This window comes from Streptomyces sp. NPDC032745 (assembly GCF_055579465.1).
Genome location: NZ_JBVING010000012.1, coordinates 267,936 through 292,597, shown reverse-complemented (window position 1 = coordinate 292,597; position 24,662 = coordinate 267,936). Strand labels below are relative to the sequence as shown.

Below are 24,662 nucleotides of genomic sequence, written 5' to 3'. Positions count from 1 at the left end.
ACGCCCCGGATCCGCGACCATCGCCTCCAACACCGACACGAACCGGCGAGCGATCGACTCGACCTCCCCCGTCCCGAACACATCGAGACGGTGGTCGAACCGCAGCTTCAGCCGGTCTCCCGGGACGACCACGAGGGTGAGGGGGTAGTGGTTGGAGCCGTAGCCGTGAACATCGGTGAAGCGCAGGCCGCTGTCGGCGAACCGATCGGTGAGGGCCGCAGTGTCCACGGGGTAGTTCTCGAAGACGACGATGGTGTCGAAGAGCTCCCCACCACCTGCCAAGCCCTGAATCTCCGACAAACCAACCCACTGATACGGCAACAACTCCGCCTGCTCACCCTGCAGACGAACCAACAACTCACTAACCGACTCACCCGGCACCAAACCCACCCGCACCGGCAACGTATTGACAAACAACCCCACCATCGACTCAACACCCACCACCTCCGGCGGACGACCCGAAACCGTCGCACCGAACACCACATCCCCACACCCCACAAGCCGCCCCAACAACACCCCCCAAGCAGCCTGAACCACACCACTCAACGTCACACCACAACCACGCGCCAACCGCACCAACCCACCCGACAACCCCTCCGACAACACCACCTCCACATCACCCATCACACCCCCACCACGACCCGCAACCACCCCACCCAAACGCGTCCCCACAACCCCCGACACCACAGACGCCCACACCCCACGCCCCGCCACCCGATCACGAGACGCCAACCACCCCACATACCCCGACACATCAGCCACAGCAGGCAACACACCCACCCGACCACCATGCCGATACAACTCCAACAACTCACCCACCAACACCGGCATCGACCAACCATCCAACACAATATGATGATTCGTCACCACAAGCCGGAAAGACCCACCCGAACCCACCCGCACCAAACCAAACCGAACCAACGGCGGACGCATCACATCAAAACCACGCCCCCGATCCCCCCGCAAAACCTCCGCCAACCCCACCTCATCCGCCACCTCACACTCCCACCAATCCACCACCACATCCCGCGGCACCACCAGGACGGCGCCGCCCTTGCGCCGGTGACGGACGCCCGCGCGGAGGTGGGGATGACGTCGCAGGAGTTCCTCGGCCGCGGCCCGCAGCCTGGCCGGTTCGGGGTCGCCCTCCAGACCGAGGACGAGCTGCACGGCATAGGTCTCGCCCTCCTGGCCGTCCAGGAGGTGGTGGAAGAGCAGCCCCTCCTGCAGCGGGGAAAGGGGAAGAACGTTCTCGATGCGCGACTGCTTCACTTCTGGATTCCCCACTCTTCGTCCAGCTCTGCTTCCAGCTCGTCCCACTCGTCCTGCGCCAGCTCCAGCCCCGCGGCCGCATGTGCTGGTGGCGGGTCCGCGTAGACCGCCAGAGCGGTCAGCCATTCCTGCCAGCTCTCAATGAGAGCGGGGATGTCCGTGCCGTCGGCGGCACCGTCATCGGGCCATGTCACGGTCGCCACCAGACGCTCACCGTCCGCCTCACCCACGGCCACCACGTCCACGCCCAGGGCGTGTGACACCGGAAGGTCCTCGTTGCCGACGGCGCTCACGGCCTGGTTCTCGGGAGCCAGGCACCACCCGCCCGGAAGGTCTGCCGCCATCCGCCCCAGGTAGTTGAAACGGACCTGCGGGTGGGGCACGGCCGCCAGCCGGGGTCCGGTTCGCGGGTTGCCGTGGCGCAGCAGCCCGTAGCCGATGCCCTCGTCCGGCGGGGTGGCGCGCAGCTGCTCCCGTACGGTCTCCAGGGCCCTGCGGGCGTCGCCGACACCGGGGTCGAGGTGTACGGGGTACATGCTGGTGAACCAGCCCACCGTCCGCGACAGATCCACCCCCGGCAGCACCGCCTCACGACCGTGCCCCTCCAACTCCACCACCAACGACCGCCCACCCGGCCGACCCGAAACCCGCCGCCAGTCCCCCACCCCCAACACCAACGCCGCCAACAACGCCTCCTGAGTACCGAGCCGTCGGAGGGCGGTCGTCATATCCGGGTCCAGCGTGAGGGTCCGCGAGGCGAGTGGGCGGGCGCCGGCGGCGGAGCCGACGGGGGCCGTGGTGCGCGGGCCGGGCAGCAGTGCCGCGCCGGGGGTGGAGAGCACGGTGCGCCAGCGGTCCAGTGCGCCGTCGCGGTCCGGCGCGCGGCGCAGCTCGTCCAGTCCGAGGGCCCAGTGGCGGAAGGTGGTCGGCTCGGGTTCGAGCCGGGCCTTCGGATCTGCCCAGCACGCGGCGAGGTCGTCCAGCAGGATCCGCCATGACACGCCGTCCACCACCAGGTGGTGCAGGAGAAGGAGGACGCGCGGGCTGCGTCCGGCGCCGGTGTCGAACCAGACGGCCCGCACCATGTCTCCCTCCCGTGGGGCGAGCCGCTTCCAGGCATCGCCGGCACGGACCGCGATGACGGTGCACAAGGCGGCGTCGGGCACCGTCGACACGTCGACTCGGTGGATGCGCTGACGCGCGTCCACCGAGCCCGGCTCATCGATCAGCAGGCTCCACTCGGACGTGTGCACCAGCCGGGAGCGGAGTACGGCGTGGTGGTCCAGCAGGCGTTGGAGGGCATCGGCGAACCGAGGCTCGTCGCCCCCGTCCGGGGCGCACAGCAGCAGTGACTGGCCCACGCGGTCGACGCGGTCGGCCTCCTCGCACAGGCGCGCCATGACCGGCACCAGCGGGGTCGGCCCGGTGGCGGGCGCCGTCTCGACGGCGGCCCCCGCGGCCTCGGTGTCCGCACCGGTCCGCTCCGCGAGGGCGGCGACGGTCCGGTGGCGGAACACGTCGCGCGGGGTCAGTTCGATGCCCGCCTCACGTGCCCGGCTCACCAGCTTGATGGAGATGATGCTGTCGCCCCCCAAGGCGAAGAAGTCGTCGTCGATGGTCACGGCGGGCAGGCCGAGGACCTCGGCGTACAGGGCACAGAGCGTCTCTTCGCGCAGATCGCGGGGAGCCCGGCCGTCCCCGACGGGGGCGAGGTCGGGTACCGGCAGAGCGGCGCGGTCCAGTTTGCCGTGACCCGTAAGCGGGAGCGCGTCGAGGACGACGACCGCCGCCGGGACCATGGCAGCCGGCAGGAGTCGGGCGACGTGTTCGCGCAGCGCCGCCGGCTCCGTTCCACCGGTCCGGGCCCGCACCGTGACGTAGGCCACCAGCCGTTCGTCGCGAACCACCGCGGCGGCCTCGGTGACCTCCGGGTGGGTGGTGAGCGCGGCTTCCACCTCGCCCGGCTCGACCCGGACTCCGCGGATCTTGACCTGGCCGTCGGCCCTGCCCGCGAACTCGAGTACGCCGTCCGGACGCCAGCGGGCGAGGTCCCCGGTGCGGTACATCCGCTCGCCCCCGGCGCCGAAGGGGCATGCCACGAATCGCTCCGCCGTGAGACCCGGCCGGTTCACGTAGCCGCGGGCGAGGCCGGTCCCCGCGATGTACAGCTCGCCGGTCACACCGGGCGGCACCGGCCCGAGGGCCGGGTCCAGCACGTAGAGCCGCAAGTTGTGGATGGGGCGGCCGATCGGGACCGACGGGTCCGTCTCACGCGGATCGTAGGGCCACGCGCTGACGTCGACGGCTGCCTCGGTGGGTCCGTACAGGTTGTACAAGGGGACGTCGAGCACGGCCCGCAGTCGCCGGCCGGCCTCGGCCGGGAGGGTCTCGCCGCTGCAGATGACCCGACGCAGGGTGCGGCACCGGGCGGCGTCGGGCTCTTCTGTGAAGGCGCGGAGCATCGACGGTACGAAGTGCACGGTCGTCACCCGTTCCGTCCTGATGAGCCGGGCGATATACGCCGGATCCGTGTGGCCCTGCGGCCGTGCGACCACGAGGGTGGCTCCGGTGATCAGCGGCCAGAAGAACTCCCAGACGGAGACGTCGAATCCGTACGGGGTCTTCTGCAGCACCCGGTCGTCGGCGGCCAAGCCGTACGTCTCCTGCATCCACGACAGCCGGTTCACGATGGCGGCGTGGGAGACGGCGACGCCTTTGGGGCGGCCGGTCGAGCCCGAAGTGAAGATCACGTACGCGGTGTCGTCCGGCCGGGGCCCGCGCGGAGAAGCCGCCACGTGCGGGTGCGCGCCCGCCGCGGGTCGGTCGACGTAGAGCAGCGGCGCGGTGGTCCCGGGCAGCCTGCCGGCGGTGTGCGTGTCGGTGAGGACCGCCAGCGGCCGGGCGTCCTCCAGCATGTGGCGCAGGCGCTCGGCCGGGTACTCCGGGTCCAGCGGAACGTACGCCGCCCCGGACTTCAGTACGGCGAGCAGGGAGACGACGAGGTCGAGGGAGCGTTCGAGAGCCACCGCCACGAGCGATCCAGGTCCGGCGCCCCGGGCGGCGAGGATCCCGGCGAGGCGGTCGGCCGAAGCCTCGAGTTCCCGGTAGGAGAGTGTGCGGCCCTCGTACGTGACGGCGGGCGCGTCCGGGGTCCGTCCGCACTGCCGGTCGAACAGTTCCGCCAGTGTCGCGGCAGGTGACTCGTACGCGGTGTCGTTCCAGTCGTGCAGGACGCGCCGCCGCTCGTCGGCGTCGAGCAGCCCGACCCGGTCCACCGGTTTGTCGGGGGCGTCCACCAGTTCCCCGAGGAGATGGACCAGGCGGTCGGCGTACGCCTTCGCTGCGGGCCGGTCGAACAGGTCGGTGGTGTATTCGAGCTGCCCGTGCAGCCCGTCCTCGTGCTCGGCGAAGGCGAAGAGCAGGTCGAACTTGGACGTTGCGGTCCCCACCGGCTCGTGCGTGGCCTCCAGGCCGGGCAGGGTGGGCATCTCCGCGAGCAGGCTGCGGGGATCGTCAGCGGCGTTCCAGCTGATCATGGTCTGGAACAGGGGGTGCCGGGCGAGCGATCGAGGCGGGTCCAGGGCGTCGACCACCTGCTCGAAGGGGAGGGCCTGGTGGGCGAAGGCGGCCAGGGTGCCCTGCCGGGTCCGGGCGATCAGCTCCCGGAAGGTCGGGCTCCCGGACAGGTCGGTGCGCAGCACCACGGTGTTGACGAAGCAGCCGATGACGCCCTCCAGCGCCTCGTCCGAGCGTCCGGCGACCGGCGTGCCGATGGGGATGTCCACGGTCCCGGAGAGTCGGGACAACAGCGTGGCCAGGGCTGCCTGGACGACCATGAAGACGGTGGCTCCGAGCGCGCGGGCCGTCTCCCTGATCCGCGGGTAGAGGGATTCGGGCAGGTCGAAGGCGATGCGGTCGCCGTGGTGCGTGGAGCAGGCCGGGCGCGGCCGGTCGGCAGGCAGCCGCAGTTCGTCGGGGAGCCCGGCCAGGGTCTCCCTCCAGAAGGCGAGGTGCCCTGCCGCGGCACTGTCCGGGTCGTCTGCGGTGCCCAGGGCGGCGCGCTGCCAGAGTGTGTAGTCGGCGTACTGGACGGGGAGGAAGCCACCCGTGACGGGCAGGCCGTCACGGTGCGCTGCGTAGCCCCGCGCGACGTCTCCGAGCAGGAGGGGGAGAGACCAGCCGTCGCTGCCGATGTGGTGGGTGAGCAGGAGCAGGACATGGGTGTCCGCGTCGAGCTCGAACAGGGTCACCCGCAGGGGCGGTTCGTCGCGAAGGTCGAAGGGTTCGGCGGCGGCACGGGCCAGCCGGGCGGGGAGTCCGGCCTCGTCCGTGTGCACCACGGTGGGGCCGGTGCGGACGGCGGCGGGGTCGAGGAACCGCTGCCAGAGCTCCTCGCCGTCTTCCTCGATCACGGTGCGCAGGGCCTCGTGGCGGGCCACCACTGCCCGAAGTGCCGCGTCGAGCGCGTTCTTGTCGAGTCGTCCGCGCAGGCGGAGTGCGAGCGGGATGTTGTAGGTGGCGGTGGGGCCTTCGATGCGGTGCAGCATCCAGAGCCTGCGCTGGGCGTACGACAGGGGTGTGTGTTCCGGCCGGACGACGGGTACCGGCGGTGAGGGGCGCGACGGGCGGCCGGAGCCGCCGTGCGCTTCGAGGACGGCGGCGAGTCCCGTGGCGGTCGGTGCGTCGAACACCTCCCGCACCGTCAGCTCAACGCCGAAGACGGTCCGTACGCGGTTGATCAGCCGGGTGACGAGCAGCGAGTGGCCGCCCAGTGCGAAGAAATCGTCGTCCGCGCCGACTCGGGCCGCGCCGAGCACGTCGGTGAACAGGTCGCACAGCACCCGTTCGGTGGTGGTTCGGGGGGCTCTACCGCCCCCACGCCGTTCGGGGGCAGGCAGGCTTCGCCGGTCGAGTTTGCCGTTGGCCGTCAGCGGCAGGATATCGAGCCGTACCACCGCAGAGGGCACCATGTGGGCGGGCAGGTGCCGGGCCGCGTGGCCGAGCAGGGTCTCGGGGGTGCCGGACGAATCGCCGGCGGACACGACGTACGCCACCAGCCGTCGGTCGCCCGGCCGGTCCTCGCGTACGACGACCTCGGCCTGGCGCACGCCGGGAAGGCCGAGCAGGACGGCTCGCACCTCACCGGGTTCAATTCGGTACCCGCGGATCTTGACCTGGTCGTCGGCGCGTCCCGCGTAGGAGAGTTCACCTCCGGCGGCCCGGCGGGCGAGGTCCCCGGTACGGTACATGCGCTCGCCGGGGGCGCCGAACGGACAGGCCACGAAGCGTCCGGCGGTCCGCCCAGGAAGGCCGAGGTAGCCTCGGGCGACGCCGCCGCCCGCGACGTAGAGCTCTCCCAGCACGCCGGGCGGTACCGGACGCAGGCAGTCGTCGAGTACGTATACCCGCAGGTCGTCCAGGCCACGGCCGATGGGCGAACCCGGTGTGTCGGCCGAGTCGACCTGGTGCCGGGTGACGTGGACGGTGGTCTCCGTGATGCCGTACATGTTGACCAGGCACGGCCCGTCGGCGCCCCGGCGCTCGAACCAGCCGCGCAGGCTCCCCGGGTCGAGGGCCTCGCCGCCGAAGACGACGTACCGCAGGGCGAGCCGCGGCGCGGGTTCGAGGGCTTCGTCCGCGTATGCCAGCTGTCCGAAAGCGGACGGCGTCTGGTTGAGCACGGTGACGCCCTCCGATTCGAGGAGGCGCAGCAGTGCGCCCGGCGAGCGGCTCACTTCGTGCGGCACGACGACGAGGCGCCCCCCGTACAGGAGGGCGCCCCACAGCTCCCAAACGGAGAAGTCGAAGGCGTACGAGTGGAAGAGCGTCCAGACGTCGTCGGGTCCAAAGCCGAAGGACTCTTCGGTCGTCCGCAAGAGCCGGGCGACATTGGCGTGGGTCACCACGACGCCCTTCGGGCGGCCGGTCGACCCGGATGTGTGGATCACGTAGGCGGGATGGCCGGGTCGCAGCGGCGCCGTCCGCTCGGCGTCGCGGAGATCGGGAGCGCTCCCGGGCGGTGCGGTCCAGGCCGGAGCGGCCGGGCCGGGCCAGGAGTCGTCGATGACCAGAACCGGCCTGGTCTCCTCGATGAGGCGCGCCAGGCGGTCCGCCGGGTGCTCCGGGTCCAGCGGCACGTACGCCGCCCCGGACTTCAGTACGGCCAGCAGCGCGACGACGAGCTCGATGGAGCGGGGTAGCGACACCGCGACGAACCGCTCGGGCCCGGCACCGCCCGCCACCAGCAGGCCTGCCAGCACGTTGGCCCGTGCGTTCAGCTCCGCGTAGGTCAGGGACTGTGCGCCGAACGTGAGGGCGACCGCGTGGGGGGTGCGCGCCGCCTGCTTCTCGAAGAGCCGGGGCAGGGTCTCCACGGGCGGCGCAGCCACCGCGGAACGCGGCTCCGGGAGCAGTTCGGGCTCCCCGTCCGCGAGCTGATCCAGCCGTCCCAGCGGCTCGTCGCCGCCCTTCAGGAAATTGTCCAGGTAGACGAGGAAGGAGCGCTGGATCTCGGCGAGCTCCTCCCGCTCGTACAAGCGGGAGTTGCCGTCGAAGTCGATGGTGAGCCGGGTCAAGGCGGGCTGTCCGTGGAAGGACATGACGAGGTCGTCGGCGGGGCCGGTCGAGAGGTTGTGGATCTGCCCGGAGCTCTCGCCGAAGCGCAGGACGTCCTGGTAGCTCATGACGTTGACCTGTGTGCCGTGCAGCCGGTCCGTTCCGCCCGGCGCCAGCTCGCGGTGCAGGTCCTCCGTGCGGTACCGCTGGTGCCGGTGCGCCTCCTGCACCATCCGGCAGACCTCGGCTGCATAGGCGACGACGGCCCGGCCCCGCGGTACGGCGATGCGCAGCGGCAGGACGTTCGCCATCATGGCCGGGGTGTTGCGGAGCCGGCCGGTGGGCCGACCCGTCACCGGTATGCCGACCACCACGTCGTCCGCCCCGGTCCGTCGGGCGTGGAAGGCCGCCGAAACGCTGATGAGGAGCATCGGCCAGGGTGTCCGCCACTCCCGGGCGGTCCGGTTGAGCCGGTCGACGAGGCCGGGCGGCAGGACGGTGCGCTCCCGCACAACCGGTCCCCCCAGGACCCGGCCGGCCGGGGTCCGGGCGGCCAGGGTGCCGGGCTGCGGACGCCCGGCGAGCAGCTCGTGCCAGAACCGCTGCCCGGCCTCCCTTTCTGTGGACTCGAGGTAGGCCGCTTCCTCCTCGATGAGCTCGCGCAGCCCGCCGTACTCCGCCGCGGGCAGCGGCTCCCCGGCCGCCAGTGCGCTGTAGACGGCCGCGAGGCGTGCCGTCACCACACCGAAGGCGTAGCCGTCGAGCACCACGTGGTGGGCGCGCATGTACAGGACGTGCCGGTCCGCGGCTAGCCGTACGAGCGTGAACCGGCACAGGGGCGCACCGCTCCTGAGGTCGAAGAGGTCCGTCCGCCGCTGGGCCAGCCGGTCGCGGCACGCCCCGTCCGGATCGGCCGCCCCGCTCACATCATGGAATTCCAGGGGGTTGTCCGATGCGTCGGCGACGTACTGCCGGGGTACGCCGTCCTCCTCGCGAAAACGGGTACGTAAGGCCTCGCTCTCCGTCAGGCAGTGCGCGAGAGCGACCTCGAGCAATTCTCTTTCCAGCGCACCCTGAATGTCAACGTATTGCGCCATACAGTATGCAGGACTGTCGGGATTCAGGTTCTGCGCATACCAGATGCCGGCTTGCGAAGTCAGCAAAGGAAAAGACTGGACAGGCACGTGCCCCCCTCATGGAACTCACTTCTTCGCAATCCACGCCCGGTCGGTCGCGCAGCAGCGTAAGTAGATCATGAGTGTTCCGTCAAGGAAGGATCTTGCACCCCCCATTCAGTGCATATTCAATTGTCCCCCGTCAATGCACTTTCGCCATTGCTCAACTCAACGAAAGTATGGAAACGGCCCTTTCGGTCATTCGAAGAAATCAGGGCCGGCTTCGTGCGCGACGACCGCGGCGGCGGCCCGGTTCTCCACTCCCAGGCGGGCCAGGATCGAGCTGACATGCGCCTTGACCGTCCCTTCCGCCACCTGGAGGCGCCGACCGATCAGAGCGTTCGACTGCCCGTCCTTCACCAGGCTGAGCACCTCCCGCTCGCGGGTGGTGAGGGCGGACACCTTCTCTCGGGCGGCGGACCGGCGGGCGGCCAGCGTGCCGGAACCACTGGAGGCGAGGTGGGCGACCACCCTGGCCGCGACTGCGGGCGACAGGTACGCGGCGCCGCCGGCCACGGCCCGTACGCCCACGATCAGTTCCTCGGGCTCTCCCGACTTGATCAGGAAGCCGGCGACTCCGCCCCCGAGGGCCTGCAGGATGTAGTCGTCCTCCCCGAACGTCGTCAGCATGACCACGCCGGTGTCCGGCACGGTACGGCGGATCTCGGCAGCCGCCTGCAGTCCGTCGACCTCGGGCATCCGGATGTCGAGGACCGCCACGTCGGGGCGGTGCCGCTGGACGAGTTCGACGGCGTCGCGTCCATTGGCCGCCTCGGCGATCACGTCGAGCTCGGGATCGGTGGCGAGCACGGCCCTCACACCTGCGCGGATCATCGCCTCGTCGTCCGCGATGAGCACCCGGATCACGGGGCGCTCACGGGGTGAGCGCGTCCAAGGACGCGATCTTGCCGTCCTTGAAACAGATCCGGTACGCGTCCCCCGACCGGTCGTCGAACCGGTCGGCCGTCATGGCGTAGTACTCGCACGTCACGCCCTCTCCCTTGGGTTCGGGCGCCTTGGGCCGGTCCGTCGTCTGACGGTCCGGAAGCACCCGCTCGATATCGAAACGGTCTTGTCCCACACGCAGCCGGGCATAGTCGCCCGGGTCAAGTACCGACCATGAGGCCGTCATCATGTTCCAGCCGGTCAAAATGACACTGATCACGCCGCCGGTGATCAGCGGGACCATCGCCGCGGCGACCAGAGTGCGGCTGACCCGCCGGCGGGCGCGCTGATGCTCGTGTGTCAGGTCAGTCGGGCTGTGGAGGGCCTGGGTGGCGGATTGTGGCGGCTGAGGGACGTGCGGCATGCGGGCGGAGATGACGAAGCCACGGCCGCGAGCGCCGTACTCGAAGCGGCCGCCGACCAGTCGCACCCTTTCGTCCAGGCCTATCAGGCCTCGTCGGCCACCCTGGCCGGGCCGCGCGTGCGCGGAGGAGGGCGGCGGGCCGTTCTCCACAACGACCGTGGTCTCCGTGGCGCCGTGGGAGACCGTGACGGTCGCGTCTGCGTGCGGCGCGTGCTTGACCGCGTTGGTCAGCCCCTCCTGAACCACGCGGTACGCGGCCCGTTCGACGACCTTGGGCAGGCCCTCCGCCTCACCCTCGACTCGGAGGTCCACCGTCAGACCGGCTGCCTGCGCCTCCTCGACCAGCCGCGTAATGCTGGTGTCCGACGGCCGTGTGGGCGCTTCACTGAGTACCCCGATGACGTCGCCAAGCCGCTCCACTGCGGAGGCGGCCTTCGCCCTGATGTCATGGGCGGCCTGGCGGTTCTGTTCCGACAGGCCCGGGGCCAGCTTGAGCGCGCCCGCCGAGAGGGCAATCAGGCTGAGGTCGTGGCCGAGGGAGTCGTGCATGTCCTGGGCGATGCGCGCCCGCTCACGCAGCCGGGCCTGTTCGGCTACCAGCCGTTGCTCCCGTTCGAGGTGCTCCGCCCGCTCCCAGCCGGCCCTCACGAGTTCCTGGTACTGCGACCAGAACCGGCCTGCGAACCAGGGAAGCATCACCGCTCCGACCACCACGGCCGCGAGCTGACTGCCGGAGGAAAGCCAACTGGGTATCACGAAAGCCGCCGTGACATCCACCGCGAGCACTGCGACAAGGCCCAGGGCGGTTCTGCGAATGGGCCCGGGCCTGCGACCCGCCATGAATGCCACTATTGCCGTCGGCAAGGCCCACCACGCGCTGAGAAGACTCAGACAGGCCATGGCCGAAGCCGCCGCCGAGAGGAGAGCACCTGGGTCGGCGAACCACCGCCAACGGGACTCCCAGCCGCGTACATCCGTTTCGCCGTCGGTAGTTGTTCCGATCACACGGCCGACAGTACAGAGTCCGGACTGCCTGCCGGATCCGTCGAAAGCTTACCTCGATCTTCAGTGACGGTCCGTCGGGGTTCTCCAGCGGTCCGTTTTCGGTTGCTCGGGCGCGCTGCTCGCAGGGACGGGAACGCGCTGGTCAGCCCTGGTTGGGGAGGGCTTTGAGCCGTGCCAGGAACTGGTGATCACGTCGGTCCAGGACCAGTGGCGCGCGAATCTCAGGTGCCGACGGCGGGAGGTAGTGGCGATCTGGGCAGTGGCTGAGAAGAGGCGGAGCCGGAGACGACGGGCCCCGCCTGCGGGTTTCGCGGTCAGATCGAGCATGGGCATCCAGGCCCGCAGGTCGGGGGCCATCTGGACGATCTCCAGCCAGCTCTGATTCTGCGTGCGGGGCATGTTGCACAGGCCGGTGGCGCGGTCGGCACGGATGCGGTCCTCGGCGCGGGCCCGCTGGCGGTGGTGCAGCTCGAGTGCGGCGATCGGAACGCCAGTGGTGTTGGTGACGAACGCGGTGAGCCGCAGTCCGTCGGCATCGGTGAAGCGCAACTACACGCCCGGGCAGGTTCGTTCCTCACGGCCGATCAGCCGCCATTGGGCCAGCCCTTCAGGCAGTCGCCGGACAGTCGGCACTTGAGCTGGGCGAGTCGGGCCGTGGTGATGCGGTCAGCGGCGGTGTCCTGCCGGCGTTGCCGACCTGAGCAGGCTGGCCACCGGCTCCCCGCTCCCACCGCTTCCCTGATCGACGAACCCCATCAGAGGGTGGTGTCCGAAGATCTTGGCCTACACCAATGGCTGGCCTCAAGCGCGATTACCGGTCATCGACTGCGCACGTTGCGCGTAGCCACGTGTGCCACGGGAGGGGCGGCCCTGGTTCGGTCGCTGCCACCTGGACATGGGCCAGCCCCTACCACGCCGCTTACGTCATACGCCGATTCGGCTGAGGCTCGCACCGGTCACCGGCGACGAGGGTGTGAACACGTAGTCGAACGTCTTCTTTGCCGGGCCCGCGCCGAAGTGCGGGCATACCAATGGTCCGTCCGCCAAGTCGCTTCCCATGTCGATGTACCAGCCCACGCAGTAGCTGTCCGACTTGGGCCAGGTACCGGGCAACAGGTCCTCGACGTAGCCGGTGACGCGTGTGGTGCCGTCGCCCTGCGGGCACAGCGATATCTCACCGCGCCCGTATGTCTCTGACTCGCTGGCAGTGATACACGCGGATGGCGTGGCTTGGGACGCCGGGGCGGCCAGCAGCATCAGTGCACCAGCGACTCCGGTCATGGCTACGGAACGGACAAGAGATCCCATGTTCCTTCTCCCTCTCTCGTGGGTGGTCGCGGCTCGGACAAGAGCCCTGAGTCACTTCACAACGAAGCGCTGTGCCCGGGCACGGCTACCACCGATACTCGCCAACGTTGTGACGTGTCGGCCGAGAAAATCACGGGGTGGGTGATCACACCAGTAGGTGTTCAGCCGCCCACATGGCTTATCTGGCGAAATTCTGTACAGCTTTGCCGGAGGCGTGAATTCCACTGCGCCCTATTTGGTCGGCGGGACCTTCCGGTGGCTGTTCACCGACTTTCAACCTACTTCCCACCCCCTGTCGAAAGTCAGAAGAACAGACGCCCTTCGTTCCTGGTGGCGATTACGGACGGGCCCCTAGCCTCAATACCGGCATCTTAAGGATCTTGACTCGTAGGCTCCCTATCAGGAGGTGCCTGGACGCCACACCCTGGACAGGTCAAGCCGGAAACGGACGAGCGGTTGTCCGACCGGATCGTGGCGGAGTGCGGGAAATCCGGGCAGCGCAAACGGTTGCTGCCGCCGAGGGCGGTCGTCTACTTCGTGCTGGCGATGTGCCTGTTCTCCGGGCAGGGCCACGAAGAGGTCGCGCAGCTGCCGACCCCGGGCCTGGCCTGGGCCAGGCCCTGGTAGGCGTCGTGGCAGGTACCGACGCCTGGTGCGATTTCCCGGGCCCGGGTCAAGCTCGAAACGGAGCCGTTGAAGGCGCTGTTCGAGCAGACCGCCGGGCCAGTGGCGATAGTCAACTTCCGCGGCAGAGTGAGGGTGTTGGCGTCTGACCGCTGTAGACGGGACTAGCTTCGATGTCCCGCACAGCGAGGACAACGACGCCCGGTTCCGCCGCCGCCCCGCTACCCACCAGGGCGAGCGGACTGCTTCTCCCCAGGTGCGGTTGGTGGCACTGGCCGAGGCGGAACACGCCATCACCCACGCCACCTTGGGGCCGTCCACCACCGCCGAGTCGGTGCTCGCACGGGAGCTGCTCAAACAGCTCCGGCCGGATGACCTGCTGATGGCTGACCGGGGCTTCGCCGGGCTGGAGCAGTGGCGGGCCGCCTCGGCCGGCGACGCGGACCTGCCCTGGCGGATCAAGACGACCACAGTCCGGCCCGTGCATCGCGAGCTCCCCGACGGGTCCTACCTCGGCCCGTATCGCTGAGAGGGCCTTCGGCCCTGCCGCCGCGGTGAGGGTGTCGATGAAGCGGGAGACCGTTGGGTCGGAAGCCACCGGCCGAACACGCCGGGCTCAGTCCGCAGCAGCCCCACATCCGCAAGGCAGTCCCCGCCCAGCGCGACCGCGAGCGCCACGTCCAGCAGGACCCTCCCCGGATCGTGCACCGCCCACGGACGACGCCACGGCGCAAGTGCCGTCGATATCGCCTGGTCCAGCCCCGCCCTACGCGAGGGAAGACCTGCCGCCTCGGTGACCAGCAGCCGCCGGAGGTGGCGGGGCGCCGATGGCGAGTGTGATCGAGGCGGCGTGGCAGCCGCCGGCATTGTTCTCCTCCGCGGCCGGGGCATCGAAGGCGCACCCCCTTGCGATCATGCCAGCGGCCCGGCGGTCGATCTGCCGGCCATCACCAAGGCCGCGCGAAATCAGTACGTTGCACGACCCCTTGCGGTGGCCCGCGTCATCGACCCCGGGCGCGTGAACTGCGTGGACACGAACGTCGCCGTGGACTTGCACGGCCGGTACACGCGCGACACCACCGGGGTGGACCTGCACCGCTACGTGAACCGCCCGGCCAACACCCGAGCCGCGGCAGGTATGAACATCGACCTGCGCTGGGACCGAATGGTCGCCGCCGTCACAGCTCTCGCAGCCCGCAGGCCGCGTGAGCGAGGGTGAGGGTAAGGCCACGGTGCATGGGCAACAGGATTCTGCTGTGCCCCACAGATCCCGAGCGCTCGGCGTCTTCTACACGGCACCCTGAGTCTCGCGGTCCACCGCGAATTCGGCACCGGCCCCTGGTCAAGGATGGTCCGGTGCTGTGACCGGCCAGGTTTACCAGGTCACAGCACCAGCCTGTGCACCACCAGCACGAAGAACCTGCCGAGGGCTCCTCCTCACTGGCGGAGCGTGGACTGCTGGCACCTCAGACTCCGCGACGGATCCACCCGACCGGACTACACATCGGGCCTCCTTAACAGCGGCGCCATATGCCTGACACCCCACCAGAGCGAGCGTCAAATGAGCGTCACGAGCGTCATTTCAGCGTCAAGATATCGCCCGTAACGCCCATAGTGCACATCATGCGCACCGACAAACCTGCAGGTCAGGCGCCCTTGGCGATCGGTTCAAGGATCGCGACGCACTCCATGTGGTGGGTCATCGGGAAGAGGTCGAAGACGCGGAGGGTGCGGGGCTTGTAGCCCGCCTCGCGGAAGTAGCCCAGGTCGCGGGCCAGGGCTGCCGGGTCGCAGGCCACGTACGCGATGCGGCGTGCCGAGAGGCCGGCGATGTGGCGGACCGTCTGCTTGCCCGCGCCCGCGCGGGGCGGGTCCAGGACGACCAGGTCGCACTCCGTAATGCCGGTCTTCGGGAGGACCGTCTCGACCTTGCCCTGTTCGATGCGGACCCGGGGGAAGTCGGCCAGGTTGTGCCGGGCGTCCTCCACCGCGCGCTTCGTGGACTCGATGCCGAGCACCGCGCCCGTCTCGCCCAGGCGCTCGGCGAGGGCGCCCGCGAAGATGCCGACGCCGCAGTAGAGGTCGAGGGCCATCTCGCCCTTGCGCGGCATCAGGCCCTGCATGACGGCCTTGATCAGGGTGTCCGCGGCCTGCGGGTGGACCTGCCAGAAGCCGCCCATGCCGACGCGGTACGTACGGCCGTCCGCGCGCTCCCGGACGAAGGGGCGGCCGTGGACCCGGTGGACCCCGCCGTCCTTCTCCTCGACCCGGAGGACCGAGACCGGCTTGTCCAGCTCCACGAGGGGGAGGCGGCCGCCGGGACGCGGGGTCAGGACGACCTGGCGGTCCTGGGAGCCGGTCGCGGCGATCGCCTCGACCGTTTCCATCTGGGGCCAGTCCTGCTTCTCGATGCCCAGCTCGCTGACGCCCGGGGCCGCGATCATGCAGTGGTCGACCGGCTCGATGTCGTGCGAGCGGTGCTTGCGCAGACCCGCGCGGCCGGTCTCGTCGATGGCGAACTGGACGCGGGTGCGCCACTGCGGGACCTGGCCCGCCGGCAGCTTGTCGCCCTCGGCCGGCATGACCGTACCGTCCCAGCCGGCCTCCTCCGGGGTGAGCCCGGCGAGCCGCTGCAGCTGCTCGGCGACGACCTCGCCCTTGAGCCGGCGCTGGGCGCCCGGCTTGGCGTGCTGCCAGTCGCAGCCGCCGCACTTGCCGGGGCCGGCGTACGGGCACGGGGCCTCGACGCGGTCCTTGGAGGCCTCGAGCACGGTGACCGCGTCGGCGCGCAGGAAGCGGGAGTCCGCCTCGCCCTCCGTCACGCGGGCGACGACCTTCTCGCCGGGCAGCGTGTGGCGGACGAACAGGACCCGTCCGTCGGAGGTCCGGGCGATGCAGTGCCCGCCGTGCGCGACGGGGCCGACCTCGACCTCGTACTCCTCCCCGACCAGTGACTGCTTCTCGTTCTGCTCGGTCATGGTGGGGAGACTCCAAGGATCGAAAGGGGCAATGCGTTCACATGCGAACGGCCGGACAGCCGACCCACCAGTTTACGTGGATCCTGTCCGGCCGTTTGCCACTCCGTACGCCGGGCCTACTTCGCCGTACGGTCCTTCGGGCGCGGGGTGTCCACCGGTCCGCGGCGCACCGCGCCGGGGGCGTTCCACTCCGCCCGCTTCTTCGCCCGCTTCTTCGCGAGCTCGGAGGACTGGAGCTGGTAGGGCACCGAGGTGACCATGACGCCGGGGGTGAAGAGGAGCCGGCCCTTGAGCCGCAGTGCGCTCTGGTTGTGCAACAGGTGCTCGTACCAGCGGCCGACGACGTACTCGGGGATGTACACGCTGACCGCGTCGCGCGGGTTCTCGGTGCGCAGCCCCTTCACGTACTCCACCACGGGGCGGGTGATCTCCCGGTACGGCGAGTCGAGGATCTTCAGCGGGACGTTGATCCCGCGCCGCTCCCACTCCTCCTTGAGGGCCTTGGTCTCGACCTCGTCGACGTTGACGCTGAGCGCCTCCAGCCGGTTGGCGTGCAGCAGCTTGGCGTAGGCGAGGGCCCGCAGGGTGGGCTTGTGGAGCTTGGAGACCAGGACGACGGAGTGCACCCGCGAGGGCCGCACGTACTCGTCGGGGCGCTCCTCGGCGGCGGCGATCTCGACGGCCACCCGGTCGTAGTGCTTGCGGATCGCCGTCATCGTGCCGTAGAAGATCACCATGCCGAGCAGGGCGACCCAGGCTCCGTGGGTGAACTTGGTGGCGAGGACGACGACCAGCACGAGGCCGGTGAAGAAGGCGCCGAAGGCGTTGATCGCGCGGGAGCGGATCATGTGGCGGCGCTTGGCGGGGTCCTTCTCGGCCCTCAGATGACGGTTCCAGTGCCGGACCATGCCGGTCTGACTGAGCGTGAAGGAGACGAAGACGCCGACGATGTAGAGCTGGATCAGCTTCGTCGAGTCGGCCCCGTAGAGCCAGGTGAGCAGCGCGGCGGCGCCCGCGAGCAGCACGATGCCGTTGGAGAAGGCGAGCCGGTCGCCGCGGGTGTGCAGCTGGCGCGGCAGGTAGCGGTCCTGGGCGAGGATCGAGCCGAGCAGCGGGAAGCCGTTGTACGCCGTGTTCGCGGCGAGGAACAGCACGAGGGCGGTGGCCGCGGCGAGCAGGATGAAGAGGAACGAGCCGTCGCCGAACACCGCCTCGGCCACCTGGGAGATCACCGGGTTCTGGACGTATTCGGGGCCGACCGGCACACCGTTGTGGAGCAGGTCCTGCGCGGGGTTCTCGGCCATCCGGACGTCGGTGGCCATGGCCAGGCCGATGATGCCGCAGAACATGGTCACGGCCAGGGCGCCCATCAGGGCCAGGGTCGTCGCCGCGTTCTTGCTCTTGGGCTTGCGGAAGGCGGGCACGCCGTTGCTGATCGCCTCGACGCCGGTGAGGGCGGCACAACCGGAGGAGAACGCGCGCAGGAGCAGGAAGACCAGCGCGAACCCGGCCAGCCCCTCGTGCTCCGCCTTGATCTCGAAATCGGCGGTCGGGGCCTTCATCGTGTCGCCGAGGACGAGGCCTTGCCAGGCACCCCACGCGATCATGATGAATACACCCGCGACGAAGACGTAGGTCGGAATCGCGAAGAGCTTCCCGGATTCCTTCATACCGCGCAGATTCATCAGCGTGAGCAGCAGGATCATCCCGATTGCGCAGAGCACTTTGTGCTCGACGACGAAGGGGATGGCCGAGCCCAGGTTCTCGACGCCCGAGGCGATCGACACGGCGACGGTCAGCACGTAGTCGACGAGCAGGGCGCTCGCGACGGTGAGACCGGCCTTGGGCCCCAGGTTGGTGTTGGCGACCTCGTAGTCGCCGCCGCCGCTGGGGTAGGCGTGAACGTTCTGCCGGTAGGAGGCGACCACGGTGAACATCAGCACGACGACCGCCACGGCGATCCACGGGCTGAAGCGGTACGCCGACACGCCTGCGATCGAGAGGACCAGCAGGACTTCGCCTGGGGCATATGCCACCGAGGAGAGCGGGTCGGACGCGAAGACGGGGAGGGCGATCCGCTTGGGAAGGAATGTTTCCCCGAGGCGGTCGCTGCGTAGCGCCCGGCCGATCAGGATCCGTTTGGGCACGTCGGTCAGTTTGGACACGGAGAGGATCGTAAGCGTTCGAAATCCGGCTGACGAACCCGCACCCCCGCATACGGCAATACAGAGCCTCTACGCCGTCCATACGCCACCAATACGCCCCTCGGTCGCGCCGCAGGGGACGCCAACGGGGACCGCCCGTGTGTAGCTTGGGCCATGGTCTGAGACCCTGTTAAGCCAGAGCATGCAATGAGGCTGGGAACCAGCGAGCGCTGACAGCCGGAAGGACGGCCGTGCACATCGTCATTATGGGCTGCGGAAGGGTGGGCTCCGCCCTCGCGCAGACCTTGGAACAGCAGGGGCATACGGTCGCTGTCGTCGACCAGGACCCCACCGCATTCCGCCGGCTGGGAGCCGGATTCGGCGGGCGCCGCGTCACCGGGGTCGGCTTCGACCAGGACACGCTGCGCGAGGCGGGGATCGAGGAAGCGGGCGCGTTCGCCGCGGTCAGCAGTGGTGACAATTCCAACATCATCGCCGCCCGCGTGGCGCGCGAGATGTTCGGTGTCGAGAACGTCGCCGCCCGCATCTACGACCCGAAGCGCGCCGAGGTCTACCAGCGCCTGGGCATCCCGACCGTGGCCACCGTGCGGTGGACCGCCGACCAGATGCTGCGCCGGCTGCTGCCTTCCGGGGCCGAGCCGCTGTGGCGCGACCCGAGCGGCGGGGTCCAGCTCGCCGAGGTGCACACCTCCGCCGCCTGGATCGGGCACAAGGTCAGCAAGCTGCAGGACGAGACCGGCGTCCGCGTGGCCTTCCTGACCCGACTGGGCGAGGCCATGCTGCCGACGTCCCAGACGGTGCTGCAGGAGGGCGACCTCGTCCACGTGATGATGCGTACGGACGAGATCGACAAGGTCGAGGCGGCCTTCGCCGAGGGCCCCGAGGAGGCACACGCATGAGGGTCGCGATCGCCGGAGCCGGCGCGGTGGGCCGTTCCATCGCGGGCGAGCTGCTGGAGAACGGGCACGAGGTGCTGCTCGTCGACAAGGCGCCGACCGCCATCTCCGTGGAGCGGGTGCCGCAGGCCGAGTGGCTGCTGGCCGACGCCTGCGAGATCACCTCGCTCGACGAGGCCGCGCTGCAGCGCTGCAACGTCGTCATCGCCGCCACGGGCGACGACAAGGTCAACCTGGTCGTCTCCCTCCTGGCCAAGACCGAGTACGGGGTCCCCCGGGTCGTGGCGCGCGTGAACAACCCGAAGAACGAGTGGCTCTTCAACGAGTCCTGGGGCGTCGACGTCGCGGTCTCCACCCCGCGTCTGATGTCGGCCCTGGTCGAGGAGGCCGTCAGCGTCGGCGACCTGGTGCGGCTGCTCCGCTTCAGCCACGGCGACGCCAACCTCGTCGAGCTGACCCTGCCCGCCGACTCCTCGGTCGCCGGGACCCAGATCAGCGAGATCACCTGGCCCGAGGACACCTCGCTGGTCACGATCATCCGCGGCAACCGGGTCCTGACCCCGCACGCGGAGGAGACCCTCGAGCCGGGCGACGAACTGCTCTTCGTGGCCGCCCAGGCCCGCGAGGAACAGCTGGAGGACCTCCTCCAGGCCCGTCACTGACGGCAGGCGACACGACGAAGGGGCGGGCCGGCCATCGGATGGCCGGCCCGCCCCTTCGCGTCACGGCCAGGGGGATCCGGTCGCGGACGGGACAGGGTCAGGCCCCGTGTTCCCGAGCGGCAGCCGCCTTGGCGGCCTCCTCGGCGGCGTCCTTGGCCTCCCACTCCGCGATCACGTCGATCGGCGGCGGCGCCTTCGCCAGGAACACCCACGTGAAGTACACCGCGAGCACCATCGGGGGCAGCTTCAGCGCGATGAGCACCCAGCCCAGCTGGGTCGCGTCCCCCCACCAGTACAGCGGGAAGAGGATCGCGTACTTCGCCAGGAAGATGACCCCCCAGGCCAGGCTGGCCTTGGTGTACGCCTTCTTCCGCCCGGGGTTGCGGGTGCGCCAGGACAGGTTCTCCTTGAACACCGGGCCCAGGATCACGCCCAGCAGCGGGAACCCGACGAGCGCGGACAGCGTGAAGGCCACGCCCAGTCCGGCGCCGTAGATCATGCCGGGCAGGTAGAAGCCCTTGGCGGTACCCGTGAACAGGGCGAAGGCCACGCCGACCCCCACGCCGAAGACCCCGCTGAAGGCGTGCTTCACGGTGTCCTTGCGCAGCAGCCGCACGATCACGAGCAGGACCGCGACGGCGCCCGCCGCGATCGCGGACATCTTCACGTCCTTGTTGACCGTGTAGATCATCACGAAGAGCAGCCCGGGGAGCATCGTCTCCACGGTGCCCCGGACGCCGCCGAAGGCGTCGAAGAGCGCCGCCTGGGTCACGGCCCTCTGGTCGGGGGCCGGATCCGGGGACGGCCCACCCGCGGGGTCCGGGGTGGTCGGTTTGTCGAATGACGTCACCGGTCAGTGCTCCTGTCCGAGCGGTCGGAGTTCGTACTTCGGGTTGAAGAGGACCCGGCGGCCGTGGCTCATCGAGATCCTCCCGGAGGCGATCATGCGCCGGCCGGGCTCGATTCCCACGATCGAGCGACGCCCGAGCCAGACCACGTCCAGCGCGGCCGAGCCGTCGAAGAGCTCCGCCTCCAGGGCGGGCACTCCCGCGCGCGGCCGAAGGGTGACGGTACGCAGGGTTCCCGTCACCATGACTATCTGGCGGTCGTGGCAGTCGCAGATCCGCGTGCACCCCGCGGCTTCTGCGTCCTCCTGCAGTTCCGCCGAATGCAGCTCCTCCTGCGAGGTGGACAGCCGCTCTATCATCCGCCGGAACCGGCCCGCCGGCCTGACCGGCTTGGCGGACTTCTCGGGACGCGGTTCAGCACTCATACAGGAAGCGTACCGGCGCCCCCGCTACCTCTCGAAGCGGTATCCCATGCCCGGCTCCGTGATGAAGTGCCGCGGGTGCGAGGGGTCCGCCTCCAGTTTGCGCCGCAACTGAGCCATGTAGACCCGCAGGTAGTTCGTCTCCGTGCCGTACGAGGGCCCCCACACCTCCTGGAGCAGCTGCTTCTGGCTGACCAGCTTGCCGCCGTTGCGGACCAGCACCTCGAGCAGGTGCCACTCGGTGGGCGTGAGCCGTACGTCGCGCCCCTCGCGCACGGCCTTCTTGGCGGCCAGGTCCACGGTGAAGCCGTCGGTCTCCACGATCACCTCGTCCTCGCCGGCGCCCGCGGACGGCTCGGCCCGGCGGACGGCGGCGCGCAGCCGGGCCAGCAGCTCGTCCATGCCGAAGGGCTTGGTGACGTAGTCGTCGGCGCCCGCGTCCAGCGCCTCGACCTTCTCGTCGGAGGTGTGGCGGGCGGAGAGGACCAGGATCGGCACCCGCGTCCAGCCGCGCAGGCCCTTGATCACCTCGATGCCGTCCATGTCCGGCAGGCCGAGGTCGAGGACGACCACGTCGGGGTGGCGGGCGGCCGCGAGCTCCAGGGCTCCGGCCCCGTCCGCGGCGGCGTCGACCTCGTACTTGCGTGCCTTCAGATTGATCACGAGGGCTCGGACGATCTGCGGCTCGTCGTCCACCACGAGCACCCGGGTCATTGAGGTCCTGCTTTCTGTCGTATCGGGTCGGGATCCATGAGGTCGGTGGCGCGTGCGCCGTCGTCCGGCGCGACGTCCGCCCGTCCGCCGTCGCGTGTCACGGCCCGCAGCGTCAGCACCATGGTGAGGCCGCCGCCCGGGGTGTCCTCGGCCGCCAAGGTACCGTCCATGGCCTCGGCGAAGCCGCGGGCCACCGCGAGGCCGAGGCCCACCCCGGCGCCGCGCGGGGCGTCCCCGTGCCGCTGGAAGGGGGCGAAGATCCGGTCCTTGGCCTCGTCGGGAACCCCGGGCCCGCGGTCCACGACGCGCACCTCGACCCGGTCGCCGAGGAAGCTGCCCGCGACCACCACCGGCTCCCCGGCCGGGCTGTACTTGACGGCGTTCTCCACCACGTTGGCGACGGTCCGCTCCAGCAGCCCCGGGTCCACCGCCACCATCGGCAGCGTCTCCGGCACGTCCAGCACCACGCTGTCCTCCGGTACGCCGCCCAGCGCCATCGGGATCACCTCGTCGAGGTCGATCTCCCGGATCAGCGGGGTCACGGTGCCGGTCTGGAGCCGGGACATGTCGAGCAGGTTGCCCACCAGGTGGTCGAGCCGGTCGGCGCCGTCCTCGATGCCTTCGAGGAGCTCGGCCCGGTCCTCCTCGGACCAGTCCACGTCGTCGGAGCGCAGGGACGACACCGAGGCCTTGATGGAGGCCAGCGGCGTACGGAGGTCATGGCTGACGGCGGCCAGCAGCGCGGTCCGGATCCGGTTGCCCTCCGCCAGCCGGCGGGCCTCCTCGGCCTCCCCGACCAGCCGCTGCCGGTCGAGGACCACGGCGGCCTGGGCGGCGAACGCACCGAGCACCCGGCGGTCCTCGGCGGGCAGCACCCGGCCGGACAGGGCCAGCGCCATGTGGTCCCCGATGGGCATGTCCACATCGGCTTCCTCGGGGCGGCCGACCGGGCGCGGGCCGACGCTGCCGGCCCGCTTCCAGGGCTCGACGTCGCTCGTGCGCTCCAGCAGGGCCACGGACTCCATGGCGAAGGTCTCGCGCACCCGCTCCAGCAGCGCGTCCAGCGTGGTCTCGCCGCGCAGGACGCTGCCGGCCAGGAAGGAGAGGATCTCGGACTCGGCGCGCAGCCGGGCGGCCTGGTGGGTGCGCCGGGCGGCCAGGTCCACCACCGAGGCCACGGAGACGGCCACCCCGAAGAAGACGGCGATGGCCACGATGTTCTTCGGGTCGGAGATGGTGAGGCGGTGCACGGGCGGGGCGAAGAAGTAGTTCAGCAGCAGCGAGCCGAAGGCGGCCGAGGCCAGCGCCGGCCAGAGCCCGCCCAGCAGCGCGGCGGCCACGGTCAGCGAGAGGAACAGCAGCATCTCGTTGGCCAGGCCCGGGTCGGTGTTCACATGCGTGAGCAGCACGGCCAGCAGGACGGGGAAGACCATCCCGACGACCCAGCCCGCGAGGATCCGGGTCCGTCCGAGCCGGGCCGCCGAGCGGACCACGGGCAGGCCGCGGCCCCGGGCGACCTCCTCGTGCGTGACGATGTGCACGTCGAGGTCGGGGCCCGAGTCGCGGGCCACGGTGGCGCCGACGCCCGGGCCGAAGACGTACTGCCAGGCCTTGCGGCGGCTGGAGCCGAGCACGATCTGGGTGGCGTTGACCCCGCGGGCGAATTCGAGCAGGGCGTCGGGGATGTTGTCGCCGATCACATGGTGAAACGTTCCGCCAAGATCCTCGACCAGCGTCCGCTGGACCGCGAGCTCCTTCGGCGAGGCCGCGGTCAGCCCGTCGCTGCGGGCGATGTAGACGGCCAGGATCTCGCTGCCGGAGCCCTTGGCGGCCATCCGGGACGCGCGGCGGATGAGCGTACGGCCCTCGGGCCCGCCCGTGAGCCCGACGACGATGCGCTCGCGGGCCTGCCAGGTGGAGCGGATGCCGTGCTCGCCCCGGTACTGCTGGAGGTACTCGTCGGCCCGGTCGGCCACCCACAGCAGCGCCAGCTCGCGCAGGGCGGTGAGGTTGCCGGGCCGGAAGTAGTTCGACAGGGCCGCGTCGACCTTGTCGGACCGGTAGATGTTCCCGTGCGCCATCCGCCGGCGCAGCGCCTGCGGGGACATGTCGACGAGCTCGATCTGGTCGGCCCGCCGCACCACCTCGTCCGGCACGGTCTCCCGCTGCCGCACGCCCGTGATGGACTCCACCACGTCGCCGAGCGACTCCAGGTGCTGGATGTTCACGGTGGACACGACGTCGACGCCCGCCTGCAGGAGCTCCTCGACGTCCTGCCAGCGCTTGGTGTTGCGCGAGCCGGGGACGTTGGTGTGCGCGAGCTCGTCGACGAGCGCGATGGCGGGCCGGCGCGCCAGTACGGCGTCCACGTCCATCTCGGTGAAGGCGGCGCCGCGGTACGAGAGCTCCTTGCGCGGCACCTGTTCGAGCCCGTGCAGCATCACCTCGGTGCGCGGCCGCCCGTGGTGCTCGACGAAGCCGACGACGCAGTCGCCGCCCCGCTCCACCCGGCGGTGGCCCTCGGAAAGCATCGCGTACGTCTTGCCCACACCGGGTGCCGCGCCGAGGTAGATCCGTAGCTTGCCGCGTCCCATGCGCTCATTCTCCGGGACGTTTCCGCCGATCACGCACTTTTCCCGGCCGTCCGCCCATCCCTGACGGATCCCTGACACCCAGTGGGTACGACAGCGGGCCGTACCCCCGAAGGAGTACGGCCCGCGGCCGGAAAC

At 70.2% G+C, this 24,662-nt stretch carries 16 protein-coding genes and 2 pseudogenes; 5 read left to right on the top strand and 13 right to left on the bottom strand.

The features are described from left to right. The 6 genes and pseudogenes from ACZ5WG_RS28745 to ACZ5WG_RS28720 form a co-directional block, all read right to left on the bottom strand. The coding region (locus ACZ5WG_RS28745) for a condensation domain-containing protein (RefSeq protein ID WP_468726899.1) at window positions 1-1,272 on the bottom strand (1,272 nt) is incomplete at its 3' end. Next, window positions 1,269-9,011, bottom strand: coding sequence for an amino acid adenylation domain-containing protein (locus ACZ5WG_RS28740; protein WP_468726897.1), 7,743 nt, complete (start codon window positions 9,009-9,011; stop codon window positions 1,269-1,271). The genes ACZ5WG_RS28740 and ACZ5WG_RS28745, both read right to left, overlap by 4 nt. 189 nt (window positions 9,012-9,200) lie before the next feature. After that, window positions 9,201-9,869 (bottom strand): response regulator transcription factor, encoded by a 669-nt coding sequence (locus ACZ5WG_RS28735; protein ID WP_327745253.1) that lies wholly within the window; start codon window positions 9,867-9,869, stop codon window positions 9,201-9,203. 7 nt (window positions 9,870-9,876) lie between these two features. After that, window positions 9,877-11,316 carry a sensor histidine kinase gene (locus ACZ5WG_RS28730; protein ID WP_468726896.1) on the bottom strand — a complete coding sequence of 480 codons (1,440 nt, stop codon included), beginning with the start codon at window positions 11,314-11,316 and terminating at the stop codon, window positions 9,877-9,879. Window positions 11,317-11,458: 142 nt separating this feature from the next. Further along, window positions 11,459-12,096: pseudogene (locus ACZ5WG_RS28725) on the bottom strand (transposase); the annotation flags it as partial. Between the two features lie 144 nt (window positions 12,097-12,240). Then, window positions 12,241-12,573, bottom strand: coding sequence for a hypothetical protein (locus tag ACZ5WG_RS28720; protein ID WP_468726894.1), 333 nt, complete (start codon window positions 12,571-12,573; stop codon window positions 12,241-12,243). Window positions 12,574-13,080: 507 nt separating this feature from the next. Here ACZ5WG_RS28720 and ACZ5WG_RS28715 point away from each other — a divergent pair. Both ACZ5WG_RS28715 and ACZ5WG_RS28710 read left to right on the top strand, forming a co-directional pair. Then, window positions 13,081-13,251, top strand: a complete 171-nt coding sequence (locus tag ACZ5WG_RS28715) for a transposase domain-containing protein (protein ID WP_468726893.1) — start codon at window positions 13,081-13,083, stop codon at window positions 13,249-13,251. A gap of 142 nt (window positions 13,252-13,393) precedes the next feature. Further along, window positions 13,394-13,777 carry a transposase gene (locus tag ACZ5WG_RS28710; protein WP_468726915.1) on the top strand — a complete coding sequence of 128 codons (384 nt, stop codon included), beginning with the start codon at window positions 13,394-13,396 and terminating at the stop codon, window positions 13,775-13,777. Here ACZ5WG_RS28710 and ACZ5WG_RS28705 read toward each other — a convergent pair. Further along, window positions 13,763-14,022, bottom strand: a pseudogene (locus tag ACZ5WG_RS28705) (transposase); the annotation flags it as partial. The gene ACZ5WG_RS28710 and the pseudogene ACZ5WG_RS28705 overlap by 15 nt on opposite strands. Window positions 14,023-14,239: 217 nt before the next feature. On the opposite strand from ACZ5WG_RS28705, the gene ACZ5WG_RS28700 reads away from it, so the two are divergent. After that, the gene (locus tag ACZ5WG_RS28700; RefSeq protein ID WP_468726891.1) at window positions 14,240-14,467 is read left to right on the top strand and encodes a hypothetical protein; all 228 of its coding nucleotides are present in this window, start codon (window positions 14,240-14,242) and stop codon (window positions 14,465-14,467) included. A 427-nt stretch (window positions 14,468-14,894) separates the two neighbouring features. On the opposite strand, the gene ACZ5WG_RS28695 is transcribed toward ACZ5WG_RS28700, so the two are convergent. Together ACZ5WG_RS28695 and ACZ5WG_RS28690 are read right to left on the bottom strand one after the other, a co-directional pair. Continuing rightward, window positions 14,895-16,226 carry a class I SAM-dependent RNA methyltransferase gene (locus tag ACZ5WG_RS28695; protein WP_468726889.1) on the bottom strand — a complete coding sequence of 444 codons (1,332 nt, stop codon included), beginning with the start codon at window positions 16,224-16,226 and terminating at the stop codon, window positions 14,895-14,897. A 116-nt stretch (window positions 16,227-16,342) separates the two neighbouring features. Continuing rightward, window positions 16,343-18,391, bottom strand: coding sequence for an APC family permease (locus tag ACZ5WG_RS28690; protein ID WP_468726887.1), 2,049 nt, complete (start codon window positions 18,389-18,391; stop codon window positions 16,343-16,345). 230 nt (window positions 18,392-18,621) lie between these two features. Between ACZ5WG_RS28690 and ACZ5WG_RS28685 the strand changes: the two genes are divergently transcribed. Both ACZ5WG_RS28685 and ACZ5WG_RS28680 read left to right on the top strand, forming a co-directional pair. Further along, complete coding sequence (locus ACZ5WG_RS28685) at window positions 18,622-19,290, top strand: potassium channel family protein (protein ID WP_136222780.1); 669 nt, start codon at window positions 18,622-18,624, stop codon at window positions 19,288-19,290. After that, window positions 19,287-19,949 (top strand): potassium channel family protein, encoded by a 663-nt coding sequence (locus ACZ5WG_RS28680; RefSeq protein ID WP_053691455.1) that lies wholly within the window; start codon window positions 19,287-19,289, stop codon window positions 19,947-19,949. Before ACZ5WG_RS28685 ends, ACZ5WG_RS28680 begins: the two co-directional genes overlap by 4 nt. 97 nt (window positions 19,950-20,046) lie before the next feature. Here ACZ5WG_RS28680 and ACZ5WG_RS28675 read toward each other — a convergent pair whose 3' ends face one another. Genes ACZ5WG_RS28675 through ACZ5WG_RS28660 form a run of 4 tightly spaced genes read right to left on the bottom strand, consistent with a single transcriptional unit; the run spans window position 20,047 to window position 24,527 of the window. After that, on the bottom strand, window positions 20,047-20,799 hold the full coding sequence (locus tag ACZ5WG_RS28675; RefSeq protein WP_468726886.1) for a DUF3159 domain-containing protein: 753 nt from the start codon (window positions 20,797-20,799) through the stop codon (window positions 20,047-20,049). Between the two features lie 3 nt (window positions 20,800-20,802). Then, a complete protein-coding gene (locus ACZ5WG_RS28670) occupies window positions 20,803-21,222 on the bottom strand; it encodes an OB-fold nucleic acid binding domain-containing protein (RefSeq protein ID WP_468726885.1) in 420 nt (139 codons plus the stop codon). Between the two features lie 24 nt (window positions 21,223-21,246). Further along, window positions 21,247-21,933, bottom strand: a complete 687-nt coding sequence (locus ACZ5WG_RS28665) for a response regulator (RefSeq protein ID WP_266662855.1) — start codon at window positions 21,931-21,933, stop codon at window positions 21,247-21,249. Beyond that, the gene (locus ACZ5WG_RS28660; RefSeq protein WP_468726883.1) at window positions 21,930-24,527 is read right to left on the bottom strand and encodes a DUF4118 domain-containing protein; all 2,598 of its coding nucleotides are present in this window, start codon (window positions 24,525-24,527) and stop codon (window positions 21,930-21,932) included. Before ACZ5WG_RS28660 ends, ACZ5WG_RS28665 begins: the two co-directional genes overlap by 4 nt. Window positions 24,528-24,662 lie beyond the last annotated feature (135 nt).